Origin of the sequence: Pseudomonas sp. 2995-3, from assembly GCF_002742565.1 — a bacterium.
In the GTDB taxonomy this organism is placed as follows: domain Bacteria; phylum Pseudomonadota; class Gammaproteobacteria; order Pseudomonadales; family Pseudomonadaceae; genus Aquipseudomonas; species Aquipseudomonas edaphica.
Window position 1 is genome coordinate 20,898 of the sequence record NZ_LJSB01000204.1, and the last position, 26,609, is coordinate 47,506.

Here is a 26,609-nt window from a genome sequence, read left to right on the forward strand (position 1 = left end):
GGTTTGTGACGGTTAAAATAACTGCTCGCCAACCCCAGGATTTCGCCCCGAAAGCGTGCAATCGCTGCCAACTGACGTTCGGCAGCGGCCAGCCGTGCCGTTTCGGGTGCCGTTGGCGCAGGTTTACGCTAGAATGCACGGCCTCAAAGCACACCCCCTTCCCGAGGCTGTCCCGAAGATGTTGATCCTGCGCGGCGCTCCTGCCCTTTCTGCCTTTCGCCACAGCAAACTCCTTGAGCAACTGAGCCAAAAGGTTCCAGCTGTTACAGGCTTGTATGCTGAATTTGCTCACTTCGCCGACGTAACCGGCGTCTTGACCGCCGACGAACAGCAAGTGCTCGCACGCCTTCTGAAGTACGGCCCCAGCGTTCCCGTTCAAGAGCCCACCGGCCGCTTGTTCCTGGTTCTGCCGCGGTTCGGCACCATCTCGCCCTGGTCGAGCAAGGCCAGTGATATCGCGCGTAATTGCGGCCTGGAAAAAATCCAGCGCCTGGAACGCGGTATCGCTTTCTACGTCGCCGGCCAGTTCAGCGATGCCGAAGCCGAGCTGATTGCCAGCAGCCTGCACGACCGCATGACCCAGATCATCGTCAGCCAGCTGGAACAGGCTGCCGGCCTGTTCAGCCACGCCGAGCCCAAGCCGCTCACTGCGATTGACGTGCTCGGCGGTGGCCGCGCCGCCCTCGAGAAGGCCAACACCGAACTGGGCCTGGCGCTCGCCGAAGATGAGATCGACTATCTGGTCGACGCCTTCAATGGCTTGAAGCGCAACCCGCACGACATCGAACTGATGATGTTCGCCCAGGCCAACTCCGAGCACTGCCGTCACAAGATCTTCAACGCCAGTTGGGACATTGACGGCGAAAGCCAGGAAAAAAGCCTGTTCGGCATGATCAAGAACACCTACGTGATGCACAGCGAAGGCGTTCTGTCGGCTTATAAGGACAACGCTTCGGTGATCGTCGGCTCCGTTGCCGGCCGTTTCTCCCCGGCCCCTGAACCCCGCCAATACGGCGCGGTGCAGGAGCCGGTGCACATCCTCATGAAGGTTGAGACCCACAACCACCCGACCGCGATTGCCCCGTTCCCGGGCGCAGCGACAGGTTCGGGCGGCGAAATCCGTGACGAAGGCGCCACCGGCCGTGGCGCCAAGCCAAAGGCTGGCCTCACCGGTTTCACTGTGTCCAACCTGCAGATCCCGGGCTTTGAACAGCCGTGGGAAGTGCCCTACGGCAAGCCTGAGCGCATCGTTACCGCACTCGATATCATGATCGAAGGCCCGCTGGGCGGCGCCGCGTTCAACAACGAGTTCGGGCGCCCGGCACTCACCGGCTACTTCCGTACATTTGAACAATCCATCACCACCCCGCGTGGCGATGAAGTGCGCGGCTACCACAAGCCAATCATGTTGGCCGGCGGCATGGGCAACATCCGCGAAGAACACGTCAAGAAAGGCGAGATTCTGGTCGGCTCCAAGCTGATCGTCCTCGGCGGCCCGGCGATGTTGATCGGCCTGGGCGGCGGCGCAGCTTCTTCCATGGCCACCGGCACCAGCTCGGCAGACCTGGATTTTGCTTCCGTACAGCGCGAAAACCCGGAAATGGAACGCCGCTGCCAGGAAGTCATCGACCGTTGCTGGCAGTTGGGTGACAAGAACCCGATCAGCTTCATCCACGACGTCGGCGCCGGCGGTTTGTCCAACGCCTTCCCCGAGCTGGTCAACGATGGCGACCGTGGTGGCCGTTTCGAACTGCGCAACATTCCAAACGACGAGCCGGGCATGGCCCCGCACGAAATCTGGAGTAACGAATCCCAGGAACGCTACGTACTGGCCGTTGGCCCTGAAGACTTCGCGCGCTTCCAGGCCATCTGCGAACGTGAGCGTTGCCCGTTTGCCGTGGTCGGCGAAGCCACTGCCGAACCACAGCTGACGGTCACCGACAGCCACTTCGGCAACAGCCCGGTCGACATGCCGCTGGAAGTACTGCTGGGCAAAGCCCCGCGCATGCACCGCTCCGCCGTGCGTGAAACCGAGCTGGGCGATGACTTCGACCCAAGCACGCTGGAACTGGCCGACAGCATCGAACGCGTGCTGCACCACCCGGCCGTGGCGAGCAAAAGCTTCCTGATCACCATTGGCGACCGCACCATCACCGGCCTGGTGGCCCGTGACCAAATGGTTGGCCCATGGCAAGTGCCGGTGGCCGACGTTGCCGTCACCGCCACCAGCTTTGACGTGTACACCGGTGAAGCCATGGCCATGGGCGAGCGCACGCCGCTGGCCCTGCTGGACGCCCCTGCGTCGGGCCGTATGGCGATTGGTGAAACCCTCACCAACATCGCCGCTTCGCGCATTGGCAAGCTGTCCGACATCAAACTGTCGGCCAACTGGATGTCCGCTGCCGGTCACCCAGGTGAAGATGCGCGCCTGTACGACACCGTCAAGGCTGTCGGCATGGAGCTGTGCCCGGAACTGGGTATCACCATTCCGGTGGGCAAGGACTCGATGTCCATGGCCACCCGTTGGAACGAAGACGGCACCGACAAGAGCGTGACCTCGCCGCTGTCGCTGATCGTGACCGGTTTTGCCCCGGTCACCGACATCCGCCAGACCCTGACCCCGCAACTGCGCATGGACAAGGGCACCACCGATCTGATCCTGATCGACCTGGGCCGTGGCCAGAACCGCATGGGCGCCTCGATCCTCGCGCAAACCCACGGCAAACTCGGCAAGCACGCGCCGGACGTGGATGACGCCGAAGACCTCAAAGCCTTCTTCGCCGTGATCCAGGGCTTGAACGCCGACGGCCACCTGCTGGCGTACCACGACCGTTCCGACGGCGGTTTGCTGACCAGCGTTGTCGAAATGGCATTTGCCGGTCACTGCGGCCTGAACATTGTGCTCGACAGCGTTGCCGAGGATGCTGCCGAAATCAACGGCATCCTGTTCAATGAAGAGTTGGGCGCCGTGATCCAGGTTCGCCAGGACGCCACTCCGGACGTACTCGCACAATTCAGCGCCGCTGGCCTGGACGACTGTGTGGCGGTGATCGGTCAACCGATCAATAACGGTGAAATCAATATCTCCTTCAATGGCGATACCGTGTTTGCCGGCCAGCGCCGCTTGCTGCAACGCCAGTGGGCCGAGACCAGCTACCAGATCCAACGCCTGCGTGATAACGCCGACTGCGCCGAGCAGGAATTCGACGTGATCCTGGAAGAAGACAATCCGGGTCTGAGCACCAAGCTCAGCTTCGACGTCAACCAGGACATCGCCGCGCCTTACATCAAGAAAGGCATTCGCCCACAAGTTGCCGTACTGCGAGAGCAGGGCGTCAACGGCCAGGTGGAAATGGCGGCCGCGTTCGACCGCGCCGGCTTTAATGCGATCGACGTGCACATGAGCGACATCCTCGCCGGTCGCGTTGACCTCAACGAGTTCAAAGGCCTGGTCGCTTGCGGTGGTTTCTCCTACGGTGACGTGTTGGGTGCCGGTGAAGGCTGGGCCAAATCGGCCCTGTTCAACAGCCGTGCGCGCGATGCGTTCCAGGGCTTCTTCGAGCGTAACGACAGCTTCACCCTGGGTGTGTGCAACGGTTGCCAGATGATGTCCAACCTGCACGAGTTGATCCCGGGCAGCGAGTTCTGGCCGCACTTTGTGCGTAACCGTTCCGAGCAGTTCGAAGCCCGTGTCGCCATGGTGCAGGTGCAGGAATCCAACTCGATCTTCCTGCAAGGCATGGCCGGTTCGCGCATGCCAATCGCCATCGCCCACGGTGAAGGCCACGCTGAATTCTCCAGCGAAGAAGCCCTGCTCGAAGCCGACCTGTCCGGTTGTGTGGCGATGCGTTTCGTCGACAACCACGGCAAGGTCACAGAGAGCTACCCGGCCAACCCGAACGGCTCGCCGCGCGGGATCACCGGCCTTACCAGCCGCGACGGTCGCGTGACCATCATGATGCCGCACCCGGAGCGTGTATTCCGCGCCGTGCAAAACTCGTGGCGCCCTGAAGAGTGGAACGAAGACGGCGCGTGGATGCGCATGTTCCGCAACGCTCGCGTGTGGGTGAACTAAGGCGGTGTACAAGCTTGCCTTCTTTGTGCCCGCCAGCCATGTGGAGACGGTGAAAACCGCCGTCTTCGCCGCCGGCGGCGGGCGCATCGGCAACTACGACAGCTGTGCCTGGCAAGTGCTGGGCCAGGGCCAATTCCGCGCGTTGGACGGCAGCCAGCCGTTTCTTGGGCAGGTGGGCCAGGTTGAAGTGGTTGAAGAATGGAAGGTTGAGCTGGTGGTGGCGGATGAGTTGATCGTGGCGGTTGTAGCCGCGTTGAAACTCAGCCATCCCTATGAGACACCGGCGTATGAGGTGTGGCAGTTGGCGGATTTTTGATTCGCAGGTTGCAGAAACGAGAAACCCGCTGGGCCAGTTTGGTCAGCGGGTTTTTTGTTGGTTGTAAGGGCCAATCGCAGGCAAGCCAGCTCCCACATTGATCGTTCCCACGCTCCGCGTGGGAATGCATCCTGTGACGCTCCGCGTCACCCTTGTGCAGGGCGACGGCCTGGACGCGGAGCGTCCGGGGCGGCATTCCCACGCAGAGCGTGGGAACGATCGGTCAGGCGTTGATTGGTCGGGTAACCAGCCGCTCCAGTGCCTCGCCCAATCCAGTGGCCTTGTCACCAATCAACAAATGCCAAACCCCGCTGTCCAGCTGGCTCACACCCTGGCAACCCAGCGCAGTCAGGTCCGCTTCAGACAGCACCGAATCATCCCCCAGTTCCACCCGCAATCGGGTCATCGCCACCGCTTCCAGCTGGCGCACATTCGTGCGGCCGCCTAAAGCATTCAGCCACTTCTCGGCCTCTTGCACATTCACCGCGACCGGTTTATCCACAGGCTGGGCGGCCACCGGCGCACTGGCAACAAACGACGGCATCGCCAGGCGGATCTCATCCGCAATGCTGTCGGCCATCGGCCCTACGACCACCTGCAAGCTCCCGCCGTTACCCGGCCGAACCACGGCCATCGCGCCCAGTGCTTTCAACTGCGCATCCACCGCCTTGTTACGATCCACCATGTCCAGGCGCAGACGAGTCGTACACGCGCCGACACTCAGCAAATTCTCTGCACCGCCGAGTGCACTGATGTAGGCACTGGCCCGCTGGTTATCGGTCATCACCTCAGCCTGCACCACCTGGTTGTCTTCACGCCCCGGTGTCTTCAGGTTGAACCGACGAATGCAATAGTTGAACACGCTGTAGTAGATCACCGCGTAAGCCAACCCGACCGGGAATACCAGCCAGCCGTTGGTGGATTTGCCCCAACCGAGCACCATGTCGATAAAGCCACCGGAGAAGGTAAAACCGAGGTGGATATTCAGCATATTGGTCACGGCCATCGACAGGCCGGTGAGCACCGCGTGGATGAGGTACAAAAATGGTGCGAGGAACATAAACGCGAATTCGATCGGCTCAGTCACACCGGTCAAAAACGAGGTCAGCGCCATCGACAGGAAAATCCCGCCCATGACCTTGCGGCGTTCCGGCAGTGCATTGCGGTACATCGCCAAACACGCGGCGGGCAGGCCGAACAACATCACCGGGAACATGCCGGTCATGAACTGGCCGCCTTTCGGGTCGCCGGCAAAATACCGGGTCAGGTCGCCGGTGACGATGGCGCCGGTGGTTGGGTCGGTAAAGCTGCCAAACACAAACCACGCCATGTTGTTGAGGATATGGTGCAAGCCGGTGACGATCAGCAGGCGGTTGAACACGCCAAACACGAATGCGCCAAAGCTGCCGCTTTCCATCAGCAGCACGCCGAAACTGTTGATGCCGTGCTGGATCGGCGGCCAGATCAGGCCAAAGATCACGCCCAGGGCGACCGCCGAAAACCCGGTGACAATCGGCACAAACCGTCGCCCACCAAAGAAGGCCAGGTACTCCGGCAGCTTGATGTCCTTGAAGCGGTTATACAGCCCACCGGCCATCAAGCCGCTGGCGATACCGGCGAGCATGCCCATGTTGATGGTGGTGTCCATCACCTTGAGCGTGGAAATCATCACCAGGTAACCAATCGCCCCGGCCAAACCCGCCGTGCCGTTATTGTCGCGGGCAAAACCGACGGCAATACCGATGGCGAAGATCAGCGCCAGGTTGGCGAAGATTGCTTGCCCGGCATCGTGCATCACCGCGATGTTCAAAAGGTCGGTGTCGCCCAGACGCAGCAAGAGGCCGGCGATCGGCAGAATCGCGATTGGCAGCATCAGTGCGCGGCCGAGGCGTTGCAGGCCTTCGATGAAATGTTGGTACATGGCGTGTCTCCCTATTCTTGTTGTTTTCAGCTCAGCGGCCAGTGGTGTTGACAGGCTTGGCGAACGGCCTTGGCGCTGCTCAGGTCGAGCAGGCCTTGGCTCAATTGCCGGCATTGCGCCGCGTCCAGGTGGCGAACGCGGTCCTTGATTTCTCCGATTTGCGGCGGGCTTACCGACAGTTCACTCACACCCAGGCCAACCAGCACCGGCGTGGCCAGCGGGTCGGACGCCAGGGCGCCGCACACACCCACCCAACGCCCATGCTTGGCGGCGCCGGCGCAGGTTTGCGCGATCAAGCGCAGCAGAGCCGGGTGCAAGGCATCCACCCGTGCGGCGAGGCCCGCGTGGTCGCGGTCCATGGCCAGGGTGTACTGGGACAGGTCATTGGTGCCGATGGATAAAAAGTCCGCGTGTTTGGCGAGTTGCTCAGCCATCAGCGCGGCGGCGGGCACTTCGATCATCACGCCCAGTTCCGGGCGCTGGGTCAGTTCCAGCTCCGCGCAGAGTTCATCCAGGCGCTGGCGGATCTGCAGCAGTTCATCCACCTCGCTGACCATCGGCAGCAGGATGCGGCAACGCGCCACCGGAGACACTTGCAGCAGCGCGCGCAGTTGCTGGTCGAGCACGTCCGGGCGCACCTGCGCCAGGCGAATGCCGCGCAGGCCCAGCACCGGGTTGGCCTCAACCGGCAACGGCAGGTAGTCGAGCTGTTTGTCGCCGCCCACGTCGATGGTGCGGATGATCACCGACTTGTCGCCCATGGCATCCAGCACGGCCTGGTAGGCCTGGCGTTGCTCCTGCTCATCCGGCGCGGTGCGGCGGTCGACAAACAGGAATTCGGTGCGCAGCAAGCCCACACCATCGGCACCGTTCTCAAACGCCACTTTAGCCTCGGCGCTGGAGGCAACATTCGCCGCCACTTCAATGCTCACGCCATCGCGGGTTTGCGCCGCTTGTTGGGCTTGGGCCTGTTGTTGCTGACGGCGCAACTTTTGCGCATCACGAATCTGGTGCACTTCGGCGTGGCGCGCCTCGCTGGGTGCCAGTTCCAGGCGACCGTTGGCCGCGTCCAGCACCACGCGTTGGCCTTGGGGCACGTCGAGCACTTCGGCGCCCAGCGCGACCACGCACGGCAAGCCTTTGCCTCGGGCCAAAATCGCGACGTGAGACGTAGCGCCGCCTTCGGCCATGCAGATACCCACGGCGTTTTGTGCGCTCAGTTGCAGCAGGTCGGAGGGGGTCAGTTCATGGGCGCTGACAATCGCGCCGGCCGGCAATTCGAAGTGCCAGACTTCCCCCAACAGCGCACGCAGTACTCGCTGTTGCAGATCGCGCAGGTCGTTGGCGCGCTCGGCAAACAGCGGTTTACCCAGGGCCAGCAACACCGCGCATTGCGCCTGGATCGCATCGCGCCAGGCGTGGGTAGCGGCGCTGCCTTGCTCGATGGCACGGGTGGCGGCATCCAGCAGCGTGGGGTCTTCCAACAGCGCAAGGTGGGCGGCGAAGATGTCTTCTTCTTCGACGTTCTTGCGTTGGCGTGCCTGTGCCAGGGTGCTGCGGATTTCTCCGCGCACGTGCTCCAGCGCGGTGTCCAGGCGTTGCAGTTGTTCGTCGGCGATGTGGTTGCCCGTGTCTTGCGGCAGTTCGATACCGGTGAGGCGAAACAGCGGCCCGCAGACCAGGCCGGGCGCGGCGCACACGCCTTGCAACACACCGGCTTCGGTGTTCGCCCGACGCGGTGTCACGACTACCGGCGCGTGGTGTTCTTCACTCACAGCAACCGACAGTGCGGCCACCAGCGCCTGCAACGCCGCCTCGCAATCCTTGCCGCGACAGGTGATGCGCACTTCATCACCTTCACCAATGCCCAACCCCATCAAGCCAATCAGGCTATCGCACGGCGCCGACTTACCGGCGAAGTGCAACTCTGCATGGCTGCTGAAACCTTGCGCGGTCTTACGCACCAGCGCGGCGGGGCGTGCATGCAAACCGCCACGGTGGGTAATGCGCACGCTGGCGCGCACTTCGGTGACAGAGTTATCCACAGCCGCCTGCAACGGCGCTACCGAACGCGCGGCAATGTGCAGCAACGGCTCACCCACCTTGACGGTTTTTCCTGCAACCGGCCGTAGCTCAAAACCCTCGCCATTAGTCAGGATAATCAGGCTGACCAGGCTTTTGCACTGGCGCGCAATGCGATCCAGATCAAACTGCACCAGTGCCTGGCCCTGGCTCACCCGTGCGCCTTCCTTCACCAGCAGGGCAAAGCCTTCGCCGTTCAATTCCACGGTGTCGATGCCCACATGCATCAACACTTCGGCGCCGTTGTCGGCACGAATCGTCAGTGCATGCCCGGTGCGCGCAACGTGGATGATCACGCCGTCACAGGGCGCGTGCAGGCAATCGTTAAGTGGGTCGATGGCAATACCGTCGCCCATGGCGCCACTGGCGAACACTTCATCGGGAACGTTGCCCAGGCTCAGCACCGGGCCACTGAGTGGGGCGCTTAGGGTCAATTCATTATTGTTGTAGGACATGGGCACGGTACTCATCAGGAAAACGCGACTCAGTGAGTGCGGGTAACTTTGCTCAGGTGGCGCGGCTGGTCCGGGTCCATGCCCCGGGCCTCCGCCAGGCCTGCGGCCATCACGTAGAAGCTTTGGATCGCCAGGATCGGGTCCAGGCTCGGGTGTTCGGCGCGGCTCAGGGTCAGGTCGCGCTCGCTGATATCGTCCGGCGCGGCCAGCAGCACGCGGGCGCCGCGTTGGCGCATGTCAGCGGCCAGGCTCAACAAGCCGGCCTGCTCTGCACCGCGTGGGGCGAACACCAGCAACGGGTAGCCTTGGTCGATCAAAGCCATCGGTCCGTGACGCACTTCGGCGCTGCTGAAGGCTTCGGCCTGGATCGCCGACGTCTCCTTGAGCTTGAGTGCGGCTTCCTGGGCGATGGCAAAACCGGCGCCGCGGCCGATGACAATCAGCCGCTGACTGGCGCACAAGGCCTCGACCGCTGCGCGCCAATCCTGGGTGGCGGCTTCACGCAGGCCGGCGGGCAACGCCTGGCAGGCTTGCAGCAGCAACAGGTCCTGGTTCCAGTGGCCGATCAACTGCGCGCTGGCGCTTAAAGTGGCGATAAAGCTTTTGGTCGCGGCGACACTCTGCTCCGGCCCGGCACACAGTGGCACATGGAATTCACACGCGGCTTCCAGTGGTGAGTCTTCGGCGTTGACCATCGAAATGCTCAAAACCCCGCGTTTGCGCAGCAGGCGCAGGCTGTTGACCAAATCCGGGCTTTGCCCCGACTGGGAGAAACCGAACGCCACCTGGCCGCTGACCTTTAACGGCGCTTGCAGCAAGGTCACCACCGACATCGGCAACGACGCCACCGGAATGCCCACATGCTGCATGGCCAGGTAGGCGAAGTAACTGGCGGCATGGTCTGAACTGCCACGGGCGATGGTCATCGCCACTTGCGGTGGCTGGCGGCGCAGGCGCCCGGCAACTTCCTCCAGTATCGGGTTGAGGCGCTGCAGTTGGGCCTCCACGGCGTCACAGGAGGCCAGGGCCTCTTCAAGCATTTTTGAAGTCAATGGTTTCTCCTTCGACCATTACGTCGGTGAGTGTCAGGGAGCGGTCCATGCGCACGCAGTCGGCAAAGCTGCCCGGTTGCAGGCGCCCGCGTTCTTCGAGGCCCAGATAGTCCGCAGGAAACTGCGACAGGCGTTGTGAGGCTTCGCTGATCGGCAGGCCGATTTTCACCAGGTTGCGCAGCGCCTGGTCCATGGTCAGGGTGCTGCCGGCCAGGGTGCCGTCGGCCAGGCGCACGCCGCCCAGGCATTTGGTGACGGTGTGGCTGCCCAGCTTGTATTCGCCGTCGGGCATGCCGGCGGCGGCGGTGGAGTCGGTGACGCAGTACAGGCACGGGATCGAGCGCAGCGCCACGCGTATGGCGCCGGGATGCACGTGCAGCAAATCCGGGATCAATTCTGCGTACTTGGCGTGGGCCAACGCGGCGCCGACGATGCCCGGTTCGCGGTGATGCAGCGGGCTCATGGCGTTATACAAATGCGTGAAGCTGGTGGCGCCGGCGGCGAGGGCAGCGACGCCTTCTTCGTAGCTGCCCAGGGTGTGGCCGATTTGCATGCGCACGCCGCGTTCGCTGAGGGCGCGGATCAAGGCATCGTGGCCGGCGATTTCCGGAGCAATGGTGATCACCCGGATCGGCGCCAGGCGCAGGTAGGCTTCGACTTCGGCCATCAATGCGGTGTGGGCAAAGTTGGGCTGCGCGCCGAGTTTTCCCGGATTGATGTAGGGGCCTTCCAGGTGTACGCCGAGAACCCGGGCGCTGCCTGTAGGACGCTGCTCGCAGAACGTGCCGAGTTCGCCGAGCACGCGGGAAATTTCATCCACCGGTGCGGTCATGGTGGTAGCCAGCAGCGAGGTCGTGCCAAAGCGCACGTGGGTGCGGGTGATGGTCTCGAAGGCGTCGGTGCCTTCCATGATGTCTTTGCCGCCACCGCCGTGAACGTGCAGGTCAATAAAGCCTGGCAGCAGGTACGGCAGGTCATTGTCGTTCGGGTCGCACGGCGTGCCGTCGATGGCGACCACCTTGCCGTGTTCGTGCACCAGGCGGCCGCGAATCCAGCCGCCGGGCGTGAGGATGTTGTCTTCGGACATGGGCAGTTCTCTAAACCCGCAGTTCAGCGGAGTAGTCATTGCGGCGCAGCTCTGCGACGAAGTCGTAGTAGTCGTTGCGGCAGTAGGTGTCGGTGATTTCAATCGGCGTGTTGTCGGCGGTGTAGCCGACTCGGGTCATCAGCAGCATGGCGGTGCCGGGGGCGATGCCGACCAGCTTGGCGAACTCATCGGAGGCATTGATCGCCTGGATATGTTGCAGCGCGCGCACCACCGGTTTGCCAATGCTTTCCAGGTATTCGTACAGCGAGTTGCCGATGGCTTGCGGGTTTGGCAGCACGGAGGCGGGCATGGCGGTCATTTCAATTGCCATTACGGTGTCGTCAGCCTTACGCAGGCGTTTGAGCCGCGCCACTTTGTCGGTCGGCGACAGGCCCAGGCGGATCAGTTCTTCGTGGGTCGGCGGGGTGATGTCGCGCTCAAGCCACTGGGACGTGGGCACAAAGCCCTTGAGGCGCAACATCTCGCTGAACCCCGACAGGCGCGACAGCGGCTGCTCCAGACGCGGGGTGATAAAGGTCCCCGAGCCTTGGCTACGGCGAATCAAGCCTTGGGCAAACAGCACTTCCAGGGCTTTGCGCGCGGTGACGCGGGAAATGCTCAGTTGCTCACTCAGGACACGTTCCGACGGCAACGCCTGTTCGGATTTCCACTCGCCGGCATGGATCGCCGCTTCGAGCTTGCGGGCCAATTGCAGGTACAGCGGCGTGGACTGTTTGTCGTCGGGGCGCAGCGCCAGTATGGGATTCATCTGTCAGGTTTCCGATGCGTTATTGGAATGTTGTCGCCCGGTATTGGCCGGAAATTAATACCACTTAAATACCATGTCAATGCAGCGAAAACAGTGCGGTAGCCTGTTTCAGCGCACATTAAGGGTGCCTGATATAAAGTGGTATTAGAGAGGTCTTGAGTGCACGCACAATTGCGCAGCCCGCGCAGTGAACTGGTATTCACCGGCAGGCGCTGCCATGGGCAGGGATTTTTTTTAATTATTTTTGAGTTATTTTACAAACGGTAGGCGATTACGGACGAATCTCGATCAGGGTGCCGTCTTTGACCAGGTTCCAGACTTCGCGCATGTCCACGTTGCGCATGCCGATGCAACCGTCGGTCCAGTCCAGGGTGTGAAACCACTGTTCCGGGTATTCCTCGGTGTCGGGCGTGCCGTGGATCATGATCATGCTGCCCGGTTTCACGCCTTCGCGGCGCGCGCGGGCCGAGTCACTGATATTGGGGTAGGAGATGTGCATGGCCAGGTTGAAGCGGTCGCTGGTCTTGCGCCAGTCGATCCAGTAGAAGCCCTCTGGCGTGCGGCGGTCGCCTTCCATCAGTTTGGTGCCCTTGGGGTTTTTACCGAGCGAGATGCGGTAGCTCTTGAGCGGTTTGCCGTCGTTGATCAATTGCAACTGATGGGCGGACTTGAGCACCAGGATTTTCTCGACCGGTTTGCCGCCGAGGGTTTCCACCGTGGAGGCCGAAGACAGGCTAGCGAACGACAGGCAGATCAGAGCGAGCAACCAACGCATTAAAACGGTTTCCCTTGTAAAAGGTGCTGCCTGGAGTTATTTGGCCGGCCGCGTCATTGGCGGCACCGACTCGCTGCGCACCGGGAACAGCTGTTGCCTGCGGTCAGCGAAGAAGCATTCTAAGGTACGCCCGACCGTGCGGAAAGCCAGCTCGGACCAAGGGATGTCGGCCTCATCAAACAGCTTCACTTCAAGGCTCTCGGGGCCTGCGGCGAAGTCCAGGTCGACCAGTTCGGCGCGGTAGAAGATATGCACCTGGCTGATGTGCGGTACATCGATCAGGGTATAGATGCTCAGGTTGCGCACGCGGGCGCAGGCTTCTTCCAGGGTTTCGCGGGCGGCGGCCTGCTCTACGGTTTCGCCGTTTTCCATAAAGCCTGCGGGCAGGGTCCAGTAACCCAGGCGCGGTTCGATGGCGCGGCGGCACAGCAGCACTTTATCGCCCCATACCGGCACGGTGCCGGCGACGATATTGGGGTTCTGGTAATGAATGGTCGAGCAGTGATCACACACGTAGCGCAGGCGGCCGTCGCCTTCGGGAATGCGTTGGGTAACCGGTTTACCGCACTGGCTGCAGAAATTCATGCTGGGGTTCCTGGAAAGTGCGTCTATCTTGGCGTGGCGGGCAGGGCGCTGCAAGTTGTCGTTTAGCGACACGCCGGTGGTTTTGGGGTTGGGCGCCTGCCTGCTTTGGTGCATGATACAAGGTAGCCAACAGACCGAGATGACTCATGCTGGACGAGCTACTTCGCCGGGTAACCAATCACACCCCCCACACCTTGGAAACTGACGGGCGTTTCCCCGAGGCCGCCGTGTTGGTGCCGATCACCCGCAGCGACGAACCCGAGCTGATCCTGACCCTGCGCGCCAGCGGTCTGTCGACCCACGGTGGCGAAGTGGCGTTTCCTGGCGGGCGGCGCGACCCCGAAGACCCGGACCTGATTTTTACCGCACTGCGCGAAGCCGAAGAGGAAATCGGTCTGCCGCCCGGTCTGGTGGAAGTGGTCGGCCCGTTAAGCCCGTTGATTTCCCTGCATGGAATTCGTGTAACGCCTTACGTCGGTGTGATCCCCGATTACGTCGAATACCTGGCCAACGATGCCGAGATCGCCGCCGTGTTCAGCGTACCGCTGGAGTTTTTCCGCCAGGATCCGCGCGAACACACCCACCGCATCGATTACCAGGGCCGCAGTTGGTATGTGCCCAGCTACCGATTTGGTGAATACAAGATCTGGGGGTTGACGGCAATCATGATCGTCGAGCTGATCAACCTGCTCTATGACGACGCCCAGATCAGCCTGCACCAGCCGCCTAAAAGCTTTATCAATATCTAAGCCATCGCTTGAATGGCCAGCCGTGAGGACACACCATGAAATACCGCCTGGGCGACGCCCGCGTCGAGACGCACCCGCACAGCTGGGTGGCGCCGAATGCCACGCTGGTCGGCAAGGTCAAGCTGGAAGAGGGCGCCAACGTCTGGTTCAACGCGGTATTGCGTGGCGATAATGAGCTGATCCTGATCGGCAAGAACAGCAATGTGCAGGACGGCAGCGTGATGCACACCGACATGGGCTACCCGCTGACCCTGGGCACCGGCGTGACCATTGGCCATAACGCCATGCTGCACGGCTGCACCGTTGACGACTACAGCCTGATCGGCATCAACGCGGTGATCCTCAACGGTGCCAGGATCGGCAAGCATTGCATCATCGGCGCCAACTCGCTGATTGGCGAAGGCAAGGAAATCCCCGATGGCTCGCTGGTGATGGGGTCGCCGGGCAAGGTGGTACGTGAGCTGACCGAGGCGCAAAAGCGCATGCTCGAAGCCAGCGCCGCGCACTATGTGCATAACGCGCAGCGGTATGCGCGTGACCTGGTTGAGCAGGAAGAATGAACCCGGTTGAACGCCCCGTCGCCTCGCCGTGCGTGAGTATTTGTGCGCTGGACGATGACGATATTTGTACCGGCTGCCAGCGCACCGTGGATGAGATTACGCGCTGGAGCCGCATGGACAATGCCGAGCGCCGGGTGGTGCTGGGGTTGTGCCATGAGCGGGCGAAGGCAAGTGGGTTGGTGTGGATGATGCCTGGTAAATCTGGCACCTGAGCGACCGCTATCGCAGCGATGCGGCGGCCCGACAAGCCAGCTCCCACACTTGATTTGTGAATACCTTCAAATGTGGGAGCTGGCTTGCCTGCGATGAGGCCCGCCCAGACGACATATTTCAAAATGTGAAGTACCCTGTGCCCCTTGCCCACAGGTCCTCCCCCATGCTCTTCCTGATCGCCTACATCAGCAGCGTCGTGCTGATCAACTTCGCTTTCTCCACCGCCCCGCACCTGGATGTCATCTGGTCCGCCTGGGGTGGCCTGGTGTTTATCCTGCGTGACATGGTGCAAACCCGCTTCGGCCATGGCGCAATCATCGCCATGCTGGCAGCGCTGGTGCTGTCGTATATCACCTCTGACCCGTCCATCGCGCTGGCCAGCGCCACGGCGTTTGCGGTGTCCGAGTGCATCGACTGGCTGGTGTTCAGCATCACCAAGCGCCCGCTGCACGACCGCCTGTGGATAAGTTCGGCGCTGAGCATTCCCATCGATACGTTTATCTTCTTCGGCTTGATCGGCGCGCTCACACCGGCAGTGGCCGGCACCGCGCTGGTGTCCAAATTTGCCGGGGTCACGGTGGTGTGGCTGATCATGGCCTGGCGTATGCGCAAACGGGCTGTCGCCAACTGAGGCCATTTTTTACAGTTCATGTAAAATGCCGGCCTTTCTCCCCATGATCCGCTCCCCTGAGGACCTGAGATGACCCGAATCGGAACTCCATTGTCGCCAACCGCGACCCGCGTTTTGCTGTGTGGCTGCGGTGAGCTGGGCAAGGAAGTGGTAATCGAACTGCAACGCCTGGGCGTTGAAGTGATTGCCGTGGATCGCTACGCCAACGCGCCGGCCATGCAGGTTGCGCACCGCAGCCACGTGATCAACATGCTCGACGGCGCCGCCCTGCGTGCCGTGATCGAGGCCGAAAAGCCGCACTTCATCGTGCCGGAAATCGAAGCCATCGCCACTGCAACGCTGGTGGAACTGGAAGCCGAAGGCTTTACCGTGATCCCGACCGCGCGTGCCACGTCGCTGACCATGAACCGTGAAGGCATCCGTCGTCTGGCCGCTGAAGAGCTTGACCTGCCGACTTCGCCGTACCACTTCGCCGACACCTTCGAAGACTACAGCAAGGCCGTGCAAGACCTGGGCTTCCCGTGTGTGGTCAAACCGGTGATGAGTTCGTCGGGCAAGGGCCAGAGCCTGCTGCGCAGCGCCGATGATGTACAAAAAGCCTGGGATTACGCCCAGGAAGGCGGGCGTGCCGGCAAAGGCCGCGTGATCATCGAAGGTTTTATCGACTTCGACTACGAAATCACCCTGCTGACCGTGCGTCACATCGGTGGCACCACCTTCTGCGCGCCTGTAGGGCACCGTCAGGAGAAGGGCGATTATCAGGAATCCTGGCAGCCGCAAGCCATGAGCCCGATTGCCCTGGCTGAATCCGAGCGTGTAGCCAAAGCCGTGACCGAGGCGCTGGGTGGCCGCGGTCTGTTTGGCGTTGAGTTGTTCATCAAGGGCGATCAGGTGTGGTTCAGCGAAGTGTCGCCACGCCCGCATGACACCGGTCTGGTGACCCTGATTTCCCAGGACCTGTCGCAGTTTGCGCTGCACGCGCGCGCCATCCTGGGCTTGCCGATTCCGTTGATCCGCCAGTTCGGGCCTTCGGCTTCGGCGGTGATCCTGGTGGAAGGGCAGTCGACTCAGACAGCGTTCGCCAACCTCGGTGCTGCCTTGAGCGAACCGGACACGGCGTTGCGTCTGTTTGGCAAGCCGGAAGTGAATGGCCAGCGCCGCATGGGCGTGGCGTTGGCGCGGGATGAGTCGATTGAGGCTGCCCGAGCTAAAGCGACCCGTGCTTCGAAGGCTGTTGTTGTAGAGCTGTAAACCCAACCCGATCGTTCCCACGCTCTGCGTGGGAATGCAGCCCGGGACGCTCTGCGTCCCAAAGCGTGACGCGGAGCGTCACAAGAGGCATTCCCACGCGGAGCGTGGGAACGATTGGCTTCAGGCGACCTTGTTCAAATCATTATCCCGCGTCTCTTTCAGGCACAGCACAGCAATCAAGCTGAGCAACGCTGCCGCCGACACATACCCGCCGACATAACTCAGCCCACCCATCGCCACCAGCTTGGTTGCGAAAAACGGTGCGGCCGACGCGCCGACAATCCCGCCGAGGTTATACGCCGCCGAAGCGCCGGTATAACGCACGCGGGTCGGAAACAGCTCCGGCAGCATTGCGCCCATCGGGGCAAACGTGATGCCCATCAGGAACAGTTCCAGCGCCAGGAACAACGCCACCGCCCAGGTTGAACCGTGGGTCAGCAGCGGCTCCATGGTGAAACCCGACAAAATCGCCAGCACCGCGCCGACGATCAGCACCGGCTTGCGCCCGTAGCGATCACTGGCCAAGGCTGCCAGCGGCGTGGCCAACCCCATGAACAGCACCGCAAAGCACAGTAAACCGAGGAACATCTCACGGCTGTAGCCCAAGGTCGAAACCCCGTAGCTCAAAGAAAATGCGGTGGTGATGTAAAACAGCGCATAGCACACCACCATCGACGCGGCGCCCAGCAGCACCGGCAGCCAATGCTGGCTGAACAGCTCTACCAGCGGCACTTTCACCGGCGCCTCTTTGGCCACGGCGTTGGCGAATACCGGCGTTTCGTGCAGCTTGAGCCGCGCATACAGGCCGACCATCACCAGCGCTGCGCTGAGGATGAACGGGATGCGCCAGCCCCAGCTGCGGAACTGCTCGTCGTTGAGGCTCATGGCCAGGATCAGGAACAGGCCATTGGCTGCCAGAAAACCAATTGACGGACCCAGTTGCGGGAACATGCCGAACCAGGCGCGCTTGCCCTTGGGGGCGTTCTCGGTGGCCAGCAGCGCCGCGCCGCCCCATTCGCCGCCAAGGCCCAGGCCCTGGCCGAAGCGCAGTACACACAGCAGGATCGGCGCCCAAGCGCCAATGCTGTCATAGCCCGGCAGCAAGCCGATCAGGGTGGTACACACGCCCATCAGCAGCAGCGAGGCGACGAGGGTAGATTTGCGCCCGATACGGTCGCCGAAGTGGCCGAACAGCGCCGAGCCCAGCGGGCGGGCAATAAAGGCGATACCGAAGGTCAGGAACGACGCCAGCATCTGCGCGGTGCCGGAGGTCTGTGGGAAGAACACCGGGCCAATCACCAGTGCCGCAGCGGTGGCGTAGATATAGAAATCGTAGAACTCGATGGCAGTGCCGACGATGCTGGCAGTGGCAACCCGTGCGGTCGAGTTGAGCGGGGCGGCGGGTGCGGCCTCGTTGTAGGTGGTGCTCATGGCAGTATCCCTGACGGTCATTGCGCGTTTGGACGCGGATTATTATTGGTCGAACACCCATGGATCAGGGTTGTAAGCGGAGCGGCTCGGGATGGGAGCAAACACCGGTCAGACACGGTAAGGCGGTGCCTGGACGCGCTGAGTGCGGGTAGCACGCGGTCGGGCGGGGCTTGGGTAAGCCGAGCCGATTATAGGAAGGGGTTTGTAGATCCAACAAGGGGGCGTTGGCAGGCAAATAATCTAAATGTGGGAGCTGGCTTGTGTGGGGATTGGCTTGTGTGGGAGCTGGCTTGCCTGCGATGGCATCACCTCGGTTCAACTGAATGACCGAGGTGCCTGCATCGCAGGCAAGCCAGCTCCCACATTGGATCGAGTGGTGTCAGGGGAAGTTATGCAGCTACCGGCACGCGGCTGGTATGCCAGATCAGCACCTTGCTCACGCGGTTGTCCTCGGTCTCGAGGATTTCCAGGCGGTAGCGGCCGATTTTCAGGCACACCGCGCAGTCGGGAATAGTCTCGAGCGCCTCGGTAACCAGGCCATTGAGGGTCTTGGGGCCGTCACTGGGCAAGTGCCAGCCCAGGCTTTTGTTCAGTTCGCGGATCGAGGCGGCGCCGTCGATGATGTAGCGGCCATCGGCTTGGGCTTCGATGTGCGGGTTATCCACCGCCTGGTCGCTTTCGAATTCGCCGACGATTTCTTCGAGGATATCTTCCAGGGTGACGATGCCCAGCACTTCGCCGTATTCGTCCACCACCATGCCCAGGCGCCGTTGCTGTTTATGGAAGTTCAGCAGCTGCAATTGCAGTGGCGTGCTTTCCGGCACGAAGTAGGGTTCGTGGCAGGCGGCGAGCAAGGCTTCTTTGGTCAGGCTGGCGTCGGGCAGCAAGTGCTGGATCTGGCGAGTGTTGAGCACTGCTTGGACCTGGTTGATGTCGCTGTGAAACACCGGCAGGCGCGTGCGCTGGGACGTGCGCAGTTGCTCGATGATGGCTTCGACCGAGTCATCCAGGTTGATGCCATCCACTTCACTGCGCGGCACCAGGATGTCGTTGACCGTGATGTTGTCCAGGGCGTGGATGCCTGGCAGGCCGGGCGTGCGATTGTCGTTGGCCTCGGGCTCCGGTTCGTCGTCATGCTCGGGCAGCGGCTCGTCGCTCTTTTTTACCACGCCGGATTTGCGCGCGAAGGGGCGCAACAGCAACAGGCTGATGCCGTTGAGCAGCCAGGCCAGTGGATAAAGGATTTTCAGCGGGACGCCCAGCAGCGTATTACCGAAACCCAGCACGGCTTGGGGGTGACGAACGGCCAGCGCACGGGGCAGATAGTCGGCAAGTATCAGCAGGATGGCGCAGGAGATCAGCCAGCCGAGCCACGGGCCGTTTTGCGCCCAGGCATAAATCGCCAGTAACGTGCACAGGATCACCACGGCCGCCCGACACAGGCTGTTGCACAGGATCAGGCTGTTACGTGGGAAGTTCAGGCGGGCGGCGGCCTTGTCGCCTTGGCGTGTGCCAGGGCGTATGGCCAGCAGGTGTTGTTGTGCGGCTTCGATGGCGGTAAACAGCGCCGCCCATAAGATCAGCAGGGCGATTACCGCGAGCATCGGCCCAAGGGGCAAGTTGTCCATTATTGCTGCCCGTCAGATATGCAGGATGTATTCGCGAACCAGCTTGCTGCCGAAGTAGGCCAGCATCAGCAGGCAGAAACCGGCCAGGGTCCAGCGGATCGCCTTGTGCCCGCGCCAGCCGAGACGGTTACGCCCCCACAACAGCACGCTGAACACCACCCAGGCCAGGCACGCCAGCAGGGTTTTGTGCACCAGGTGCTGGGCGAACAGGTTCTCGACGAACAGCCAGCCGGAGATCAGCGACAGCGACAGCAGCGTCCAGCCGGCCCAGAGGAAACCAAACAGCAGGCTTTCCATGGTTTGCAGCGGCGGGAAGTTCTTGATCAGCCCGGACGGGTGCTTGTTTTTAAGTTGGTGATCTTGCAGCAGCAGGAGCAAGGCCTGGAACACCGCGATGGTGAACATGCCGTAGGCCAGGATCGACAACAGGATGTGCGCCAGGATGCCCGGCTCTTCGTCGATGACCTGCACGGTGCCTGTTGGCGTGAATTGCGCCAGCAGCACGGTCAGCATTCCCAGCGGGAATAGCAGCACCAACAGGTTTTCGACCGGGATGCGGTAGCAGGCCAGCAAGGTCAGCGCGATAACGGCAGCGGCGATCAGGCTGGCGGCGCTGAAAAAGTCCAGGCCCAAGCCGACCGGCGTCATCAGGTGGGTGAACAGGCTCGCGGCGTGAGCCAGCAGGGCGACGACGCCCAGGCCCACCAGCAGACGTTTGTCCGCTTTAGTGCCTTGGGCCAGACGAGTGCCCTGATAGAGAGTCGCAGCGGCATATAAAAGGGCGGCGGCGAGGCTGGGTAGCAAACTGGGTGACAAGGGGACCATAAATCCTGATAGACAAGCCCGAAAGGCGCTGAGTTTGGCACACACCTGCGCTGCACGAAAGACTCCCGGGCCAGACAGCGCGTGTGCAGCGGCGCAGTCTTCGCTATAATCCGCGACCTGCCCACGCCGCAGGCTTGCTGAGCGCTGTTTTTAATAGCGATTTACCACAGCCTGGGCTGCCATTACCTCGGTCACCACTGCATTTCGATGAATAGGGCCTGAAAGGATCGCGCATGTTTGAAAACTTGACTGACCGTCTCTCGCAGACGCTGCGCCATGTCACCGGCAAGGCCAAGCTGACCGAGGACAATATTAAAGACACCCTGCGTGAAGTGCGCATGGCGTTGCTGGAAGCCGACGTGGCCTTGCCTGTGGTCAAGGACTTCGTCAACTCGGTCAAAGAGCGCGCAGTGGGCACCGAAGTGTCCCGCAGCCTGACGCCGGGCCAGGCATTTGTGAAGGTCGTCCAGGCCGAACTCGAAAGCCTGATGGGCGCAGCCAACGAAGACTTGAACCTCAGCGCCGTGCCACCGGCCGTTGTGCTGATGGCCGGTCTGCAGGGCGCGGGTAAAACCACCACCGCCGGCAAGCTGGCGCGCTTCCTTAAAGAGCGCAAGAAGAAGTCGGTCATGGTGGTATCGGCTGACGTCTACCGTCCGGCCGCGATCAAGCAGCTGGAAATGCTCGCAGGCGAAGTCGGTGTGACCTTCTTCCCGTCCGACCTGAGCCAGAAGCCGGTCGACATTGCCAACGCGGCTATTAAAGAAGCCAAGCTCAAATTCATCGACGTGGTCATCGTCGATACCGCCGGTCGCCTGCACATCGACGAAGAGATGATGGGCGAGATCAAGGCGTTGCATGCCGCGATCAACCCGGTCGAGACGCTGTTCGTGGTCGACGCCATGACCGGCCAGGATGCGGCCAACACCGCCAAGGCTTTCGGCGATGCACTGCCGCTCACCGGCGTGATCCTGACCAAGGTCGACGGTGACGCCCGTGGCGGTGCCGCGCTGTCGGTACGTGCTATCACCGGCAAGCCGATCAAATTCATCGGTATGGGCGAGAAGAGCGATGCGCTCGAGCCGTTCCACCCTGAACGTATCGCCTCGCGCATCCTTGGCATGGGCGACGTGCTCAGCCTGATCGAGCAGGCCGAAGCCACGCTCGACAAAGACAAAGCCGACAAGCTTGCTAAAAAGCTGAAGAAGGGCAAGGGCTTCGACCTCGAAGACTTCCGTGACCAGCTGCAACAGATGAAGAACATGGGCGGTCTCGGTGGCTTGATGGACAAGCTGCCGAACATCGGCGGTGTGAACCTGGCGCAAATGGGCAATGCCCAGGGCGCGGCAGAGAAGCAGTTCAAGCAGATGGAAGCCATCATCAACTCCATGACCCCGGCCGAGCGCCGTGACCCTGAGCTGATCAGCGGTTCGCGCAAACGCCGGATCGCCATGGGCTCCGGCACCCAGGTGCAGGACATCGGTCGCTTGATCAAGCAGCACAAGCAGATGCAGAAGATGATGAAGAAATTCTCCGCCAAAGGCGGGATGGCCAAGATGATGCGCGGCATGGGCGGTATGTTGCCCGGCGGCGGCATGCCGAAAATGTAAAAAGTATTCGAGCGCAAGCTTGCTTGCGCTCCGACCCACAGGGACGTGGGATCTCCAGCAAACCCGCGGTTAGCGGGAGCTGACTCGCCGTTTTAACCGACGGCTCTATAGCAGATCTGAGTGGCACGCTGATAGGCGCCAGAAAAAGACATTTGCAAAAGTCCGGATATTCCTTAGAATATGCGGCCTTTCGGGCACCTATGCCCGCTGTGCATTTAGATTTGCAGCACCGACTACAGGAACGATGTTCACATGCTAACAATCCGTCTTGCCCTTGGCGGCTCCAAAAAGCGCCCGTTTTACCACTTGACCGTAACCGACAGCCGCAACCCGCGCGACGGTTCGCACAAGGAACAGGTTGGTTTCTTCAACCCTGTTGCTCGTGGTCAAGAAGTTCGTCTGTCCGTGAACCAAGAGCGCGTAGCCTACTGGCTGAGCGTTGGCGCACAGCCATCCGAGCGCGTTGCAAAACTGTTGAAGGACTCGGCTAAGGCCGCAGCCTGAGCAATATGAACGCGACGCCAGCTGTTGCTGATGATTTGATCGTTATCGGCAAGATTTACTCTGTTCATGGCGTTCGCGGCGAAGTGAAGGTGTATTCCTTTACTGATCCGACTGAAAACCTGTTGCAGTACAAAACCTGGACGCTCAAGCGCGAAGGTAGTGTGAAACAGGTCGAGCTGGTCAGTGGACGCGGGAGCGATAAGTTCCTGGTCGCAAAGCTCAAGGGTCTTGATGACCGTGAAGAAGCTCGTCTTCTGGCCGGTTATGAGATCTGCGTGCCGCGCAACCTGTTCCCTGAATTGACCGACGGCGAGTACTACTGGTACCAGCTGGAAGGTCTGAAGGTTATTGATCAACTGGGGCAATTGCTCGGGAAAATCGATCATCTTCTGGAAACCGGCGCCAATGATGTAATGCTGGTCAAGCCTTGCGCTGGCAGCCTGGATGATCGCGAACGCCTGTTGCCCTATACCGAGCAATGCGTGTTGGCCGTCGACCTGGCCGCGGGCGAGATGAAGGTGGAATGGGACGCGGACTTCTAAGCGTGGCTAATTTGCGCATTGAAGTGATCAGTTTGTTTCCCGAGATGTTTTCCGCCATCAGCGAGTACGGCATCACCAGTCGGGCGGTGAAACAGGGGCTGTTGCAGCTCACCTGTTGGAACCCGCGAGACTACACGACAGATCGACATCACACTGTGGACGATCGCCCATTTGGCGGTGGCCCGGGCATGGTGATGAAGATCAAGCCCCTGGAAGATGCGTTGGTCGAGGCCAAGGCAGCAGCCGGGGAGAAGGCGAAGGTAATTTACCTGTCCCCTCAAGGCCGTCAGCTGAAACAGGCTGGCGTGCGCGAACTGGCGAATGAGGAGGCCTTAATCCTGATTGCCGGTCGCTATGAAGGCATTGACGAGCGTTTTATTGAAGCGCATGTCGATGAAGAGTGGTCGATTGGGGACTATGTCCTGTCTGGCGGCGAGCTGCCGGCGATGGTCCTGATAGATGCGGTTACACGACTGCTGCCTGGAGCTTTAGGGCATGCGGACTCCGCGGAGGAAGATTCCTTCACGGATGGTTTGCTGGATTGCCCGCACTACACCCGACCGGAGGTGTATGCGGATCAGCGTGTTCCCGACGTATTGCTAAGTGGCAATCACGCACACATCCGGCGTTGGCGTTTACAGCAGTCCCTTGGTCGGACCTATGAACGACGCGCCGATCTTCTGGAAAGCCGCTCGCTTTCTGGAGAAGAGAAGAAGCTGCTCGAGGAATACATCCTCGCGCGGGACGATAGTTAACAACGTATCGATGGTAGGTCCATTGACTTACCTTAGGAGCACAGCATGACTAACAAAATCATCCTTGCACTCGAAGCAGAGCAGATGACCAAAGAGATCCCTACCTTTGCCCCGGGCGACACTATTGTCGTTCAGGTGAAAGTGAAGGAAGGCGACCGTTCGCGTCTGCAAGCGTTCGAAGGCGTGGTAATCGCCAAGCGTAACCGTGGTGTGAACAGTGCTTTCACTGTTCGTAAAATCTCCAACGGTGTTGGCGTAGAGCGTACTTTCCAGACCTACAGCCCGCAAATCGACAGCATGGCCGTTAAGCGTCGCGGTGACGTACGTAAAGCCAAGCTGTACTACCTGCGTGACCTGTCCGGTAAAGCAGCTCGCATCAAGGAAAAACTGGCTTAAGTCCAGCTTCCCGATGCAGAAAAAAGCAGCCTACGGGCTGCTTTTTTGTGCCTGAAATTTGTCTGTTTACCGGTATTTGCCCATGACCACCCGCCTCGAAGAAATCCAGCGCCGCACCGACCTGTCCGTCACCCACGTGACCAAAGCCGTGTTCCCGCCGACCACCAACCACCACAACACCCTGTTCGGCGGCACTGCGCTGGCGTGGATGGATGAAGTGTCGTTCATCACCGCCACGCGCTTTTGCCGCTTGCCACTGGTGACCGTGTCCACCGACCGTATCGACTTCAACCACGCGATCCCGGCCGGCTCCATCGTCGAGTTGATCGGCCGCGTAATCAAAGTGGGTAACACCAGCCTCAAGGTCGAGGTTGAAGTATTCGTCGAGAGCATGAGTGCCGATGGCCGTGAAAAGGCGATCCAGGGCGTGTTCAGTTTTGTCGCGATTGATGCTGACAAACGCCCTGTGCCGGTATTGCCTGGTTTTGCCGACTGACTTATTCGGCTGTGTTGTTTTCTGGTTGAATCACGGCCAGCAAGGTCCAGCCAGCTACGGGTTTCAAGCTGCTGTCCGGGGTTACCACGTGTACCCAGCCTGCGGTATCGCGGGCAAACAGCAGCGTCGCGCGGTCACCATGCAGCGCCTGGTACTGTTCCCAGCTGAAGCCTTCGGTCAGGTTGGTGCTATACAGCTCTGCACCTTGGCCCAGCAGGCTCGCAAGTTTGGTGTAGCTCAGGGGTTGGCTGCCCAGCAAATGGCCACGGTGCTCGTGGCTGGCCCGGTGCTTATCGGTGCGACGGCTTTCCTGGCTGCTGGCCAGGGCGAACAGACGATGCCCAAAATCGTGGCGAAAGCGCATGGCGGCCAAAGTGTTCAGTTCGCCCGAAGGTGAGAGCGCCAGCAAATGCCCGAGGCCGACCAGATCCAGATGCGATTCGGCATGCTGTGATGCCGGGTTGCCGAAGTAAGTGGGTAGCCCTTCCATTCGGCTGGCGCGGATGTTTTCCCAGCTGGAGTCGGTCAGCAGCACTCTGCTGCCCAGTTGTTGCAAGGCTTTGCCCAGGATGCGCGCCGGGCCGTTCGCGCCGACGATCAGGAAGCCGCTGGGCGCAGGCTCGGCGACTTTCAGCAGGCGTGCCAGCGGGCGGGCCGTGGCGCTTTGCAGGACAACGGTGCCGATAATCACCGCGAATGTCAGTGGCACCAGTAACAGTGCGCCTTCATGACCGGCCTCATCCAGGCGAATGGCGAAAATCGCCGACACGGCTGCGGCCACGATCCCGCGTGGTGCAATCCAGGACAGCAGGGCACGTTCACGCCAGTTCAGGCCGGAACCAAAGGTCGAAAGCGCGACGTTCAAAGGTCGTGCAATAAATTGAATGATCAGTAACAGGATCAGTACGAACGGCCCCAAGGCAATCAGGGCGTTCAGGTCCAGGCGCGCGGCCAGCAGAATGAATAACCCGGAAATCAGCAGGACGCTGAGGTTTTCCTTGAAATGCAGGATGTGGCGTACGTCAACGCCCTTCATATTGGCCATCCACATGCCCATCAGCGTCACGGCCAACAGGCCGGACTCATGCATCACCTCGTTGGAGGCGATGAAGATTCCCAGAACGCCAGCCAGCGTAGCCAGGTTATGCAGGTATTCCGGCAGCCATTGCCGGCGCATGATCTGCCCCAACACCCAACCACCGGCGACGCCGAACAGGCTGCCGCACAGGATCACGCCGCCAAAGGTCAGCAGGCTGTGACTCAAGCCGTCGCCTGACGCGCGAGCGATGATAAAGCTGTAGACCACCACGGCGAGCAGCGCACCAATCGGGTCAATGACAATGCCTTCCCAGCGTAAGATATTGGCGATCGAGGCTTTTGGCCGCACGACACGTAACATGGGCACAATCACGGTAGGCCCGGTCACCAGCGTCAAGGTGCCGAAAAGCAGGGCGAGCATCCAGTCAAAACCCAGCAGCCAGTGGGTAGCCAGGGTAATGACGGCCCATGTCGACAGGGCGCCGACCGTGACGAGGCGATGCACGACGCTGCCGATCTCCTTCCATTCCGAAAGGTGCAGCGTGAGGCTGCCTTCAAACAGGATCAGTGCCACGGCCAGGGATACCAATGGCATCAGCAACGGACCGAACATTTCCTGAGGGTTCAGCCAGCCCAGCACCGGCCCTGCCAGGATTCCGCTGACCAGCAGAAACAGAATGGCGGGAAGTTTCAGGCGCCATGCCAGCCATTGGCAGGCCAACGCGGCCACGCCAATGCCACCAAATGCCAGCAGAATCTGTTGTTCGCTCATTGAAGCTTCCTGTTCCTTGAAATAGCGGGCTATGAAAGACTAGTGCCCGTTGTAACAGTTCACTAAATAATTTGCGCAAAGCCCTGTGCTG

24 protein-coding genes are annotated in these 26,609 nt (G+C 61.1%); 13 read left to right on the plus strand and 11 right to left on the minus strand.

All coding sequences use genetic code 11. From position 1 onward, the window contains the following. Positions 1-178 precede the first annotated feature (178 nt). Complete coding sequence (gene purL / locus AOA62_RS18020; protein ID WP_099549341.1) at positions 179-4,075, plus strand: phosphoribosylformylglycinamidine synthase; 3,897 nt, start codon at positions 179-181, stop codon at positions 4,073-4,075. Positions 4,076-4,079: 4 nt separating this feature from the next. Further along, positions 4,080-4,391, plus strand: a complete 312-nt coding sequence (locus tag AOA62_RS18025) for an NGG1p interacting factor NIF3 (protein WP_065930379.1) — start codon at positions 4,080-4,082, stop codon at positions 4,389-4,391. 223 nt (positions 4,392-4,614) lie between these two features. Here AOA62_RS18025 and nagE read toward each other — a convergent pair whose 3' ends face one another. The 7 genes from nagE to AOA62_RS18065 form a co-directional block, all read right to left on the minus strand. Further along, positions 4,615-6,312, minus strand: coding sequence for an N-acetylglucosamine-specific PTS transporter subunit IIBC (gene nagE / locus AOA62_RS18035; RefSeq protein WP_099549342.1), 1,698 nt, complete (start codon positions 6,310-6,312; stop codon positions 4,615-4,617). Positions 6,313-6,338: 26 nt separating this feature from the next. Continuing rightward, the gene (gene ptsP, locus AOA62_RS18040; RefSeq protein ID WP_099549343.1) at positions 6,339-8,849 is read right to left on the minus strand and encodes a phosphoenolpyruvate--protein phosphotransferase; all 2,511 of its coding nucleotides are present in this window, start codon (positions 8,847-8,849) and stop codon (positions 6,339-6,341) included. Between the two features lie 29 nt (positions 8,850-8,878). Further along, entirely contained in the window at positions 8,879-9,889 is a 1,011-nt protein-coding gene (locus AOA62_RS18045) for an SIS domain-containing protein (RefSeq protein WP_099549344.1), read from the minus strand. Further along, positions 9,882-10,988, minus strand: coding sequence for an N-acetylglucosamine-6-phosphate deacetylase (nagA, locus tag AOA62_RS18050; protein ID WP_099549345.1), 1,107 nt, complete (start codon positions 10,986-10,988; stop codon positions 9,882-9,884). The genes AOA62_RS18045 and nagA overlap by 8 nt, the downstream gene beginning before the upstream one ends. 10 nt (positions 10,989-10,998) lie before the next feature. After that, a complete protein-coding gene (locus AOA62_RS18055; protein WP_099549346.1) occupies positions 10,999-11,757 on the minus strand; it encodes a GntR family transcriptional regulator in 759 nt (252 codons plus the stop codon). A 271-nt stretch (positions 11,758-12,028) separates the two neighbouring features. Then, on the minus strand, positions 12,029-12,532 hold the full coding sequence (locus AOA62_RS18060) for a murein L,D-transpeptidase family protein (protein ID WP_017139714.1): 504 nt from the start codon (positions 12,530-12,532) through the stop codon (positions 12,029-12,031). A 36-nt stretch (positions 12,533-12,568) separates the two neighbouring features. Continuing rightward, the gene (locus tag AOA62_RS18065; RefSeq protein ID WP_017139715.1) at positions 12,569-13,117 is read right to left on the minus strand and encodes an NUDIX hydrolase; all 549 of its coding nucleotides are present in this window, start codon (positions 13,115-13,117) and stop codon (positions 12,569-12,571) included. A 146-nt stretch (positions 13,118-13,263) separates the two neighbouring features. On the opposite strand from AOA62_RS18065, the gene AOA62_RS18070 reads away from it, so the two are divergent. The 5 genes from AOA62_RS18070 to purT all read left to right on the plus strand — a co-directional run bounded on the left by AOA62_RS18070 (position 13,264) and on the right by purT (position 16,521). Continuing rightward, positions 13,264-13,866, plus strand: coding sequence for a CoA pyrophosphatase (locus AOA62_RS18070; RefSeq protein WP_017139716.1), 603 nt, complete (start codon positions 13,264-13,266; stop codon positions 13,864-13,866). A gap of 35 nt (positions 13,867-13,901) precedes the next feature. After that, a complete protein-coding gene (locus AOA62_RS18075) occupies positions 13,902-14,426 on the plus strand; it encodes a gamma carbonic anhydrase family protein (RefSeq protein ID WP_017139717.1) in 525 nt (174 codons plus the stop codon). Further along, the gene (locus tag AOA62_RS18080) at positions 14,423-14,638 is read left to right on the plus strand and encodes a DUF1289 domain-containing protein (protein ID WP_017139718.1); all 216 of its coding nucleotides are present in this window, start codon (positions 14,423-14,425) and stop codon (positions 14,636-14,638) included. Before AOA62_RS18075 ends, AOA62_RS18080 begins: the two co-directional genes overlap by 4 nt. 164 nt (positions 14,639-14,802) lie before the next feature. Continuing rightward, entirely contained in the window at positions 14,803-15,270 is a 468-nt protein-coding gene (locus AOA62_RS18085; protein WP_099549347.1) for a VUT family protein, read from the plus strand. A gap of 69 nt (positions 15,271-15,339) precedes the next feature. Next, positions 15,340-16,521, plus strand: coding sequence for a formate-dependent phosphoribosylglycinamide formyltransferase (purT, locus tag AOA62_RS18090; RefSeq protein WP_017139720.1), 1,182 nt, complete (start codon positions 15,340-15,342; stop codon positions 16,519-16,521). Between the two features lie 120 nt (positions 16,522-16,641). Here the strand turns inward: purT and AOA62_RS18095 are convergent, their stop codons facing one another. From AOA62_RS18095 to AOA62_RS18110, 3 genes are all read right to left on the minus strand, one after another. Continuing rightward, entirely contained in the window at positions 16,642-17,952 is a 1,311-nt protein-coding gene (locus AOA62_RS18095) for an MFS transporter (RefSeq protein ID WP_017139721.1), read from the minus strand. Between the two features lie 389 nt (positions 17,953-18,341). Next, positions 18,342-19,580 carry a transporter associated domain-containing protein gene (locus tag AOA62_RS18105; RefSeq protein ID WP_099549349.1) on the minus strand — a complete coding sequence of 413 codons (1,239 nt, stop codon included), beginning with the start codon at positions 19,578-19,580 and terminating at the stop codon, positions 18,342-18,344. Between the two features lie 12 nt (positions 19,581-19,592). Next, positions 19,593-20,396, minus strand: coding sequence for an inner membrane protein YpjD (locus tag AOA62_RS18110; protein WP_169985211.1), 804 nt, complete (start codon positions 20,394-20,396; stop codon positions 19,593-19,595). A 242-nt stretch (positions 20,397-20,638) separates the two neighbouring features. On the opposite strand from AOA62_RS18110, the gene ffh reads away from it, so the two are divergent. The 6 genes from ffh (at position 20,639) to AOA62_RS18140 (ending at position 24,708) form a co-directional block, all read left to right on the plus strand. Continuing rightward, on the plus strand, positions 20,639-22,015 hold the full coding sequence (gene ffh, locus AOA62_RS18115) for a signal recognition particle protein (protein ID WP_017139724.1): 1,377 nt from the start codon (positions 20,639-20,641) through the stop codon (positions 22,013-22,015). Positions 22,016-22,267: 252 nt separating this feature from the next. Beyond that, entirely contained in the window at positions 22,268-22,519 is a 252-nt protein-coding gene (gene rpsP / locus AOA62_RS18120; protein ID WP_003175899.1) for a 30S ribosomal protein S16, read from the plus strand. Between the two features lie 5 nt (positions 22,520-22,524). After that, positions 22,525-23,061 (plus strand): ribosome maturation factor RimM, encoded by a 537-nt coding sequence (gene rimM / locus AOA62_RS18125; RefSeq protein WP_099549350.1) that lies wholly within the window; start codon positions 22,525-22,527, stop codon positions 23,059-23,061. Next, positions 23,043-23,816 carry a tRNA (guanosine(37)-N1)-methyltransferase TrmD gene (gene trmD, locus AOA62_RS18130; RefSeq protein ID WP_170875847.1) on the plus strand — a complete coding sequence of 258 codons (774 nt, stop codon included), beginning with the start codon at positions 23,043-23,045 and terminating at the stop codon, positions 23,814-23,816. The genes rimM and trmD overlap by 19 nt, the downstream gene beginning before the upstream one ends. A 45-nt stretch (positions 23,817-23,861) precedes the next feature. Continuing rightward, positions 23,862-24,212 (plus strand): 50S ribosomal protein L19, encoded by a 351-nt coding sequence (rplS, locus tag AOA62_RS18135; RefSeq protein ID WP_003175895.1) that lies wholly within the window; start codon positions 23,862-23,864, stop codon positions 24,210-24,212. Between the two features lie 82 nt (positions 24,213-24,294). Beyond that, positions 24,295-24,708, plus strand: coding sequence for an acyl-CoA thioesterase (locus AOA62_RS18140; RefSeq protein WP_016977715.1), 414 nt, complete (start codon positions 24,295-24,297; stop codon positions 24,706-24,708). Position 24,709: 1 nt separating this feature from the next. Here AOA62_RS18140 and AOA62_RS18145 read toward each other — a convergent pair whose 3' ends face one another. Beyond that, the gene (locus AOA62_RS18145) at positions 24,710-26,518 is read right to left on the minus strand and encodes a sodium:proton antiporter (RefSeq protein WP_099549351.1); all 1,809 of its coding nucleotides are present in this window, start codon (positions 26,516-26,518) and stop codon (positions 24,710-24,712) included. Positions 26,519-26,609: the final 91 nt, after the last annotated feature.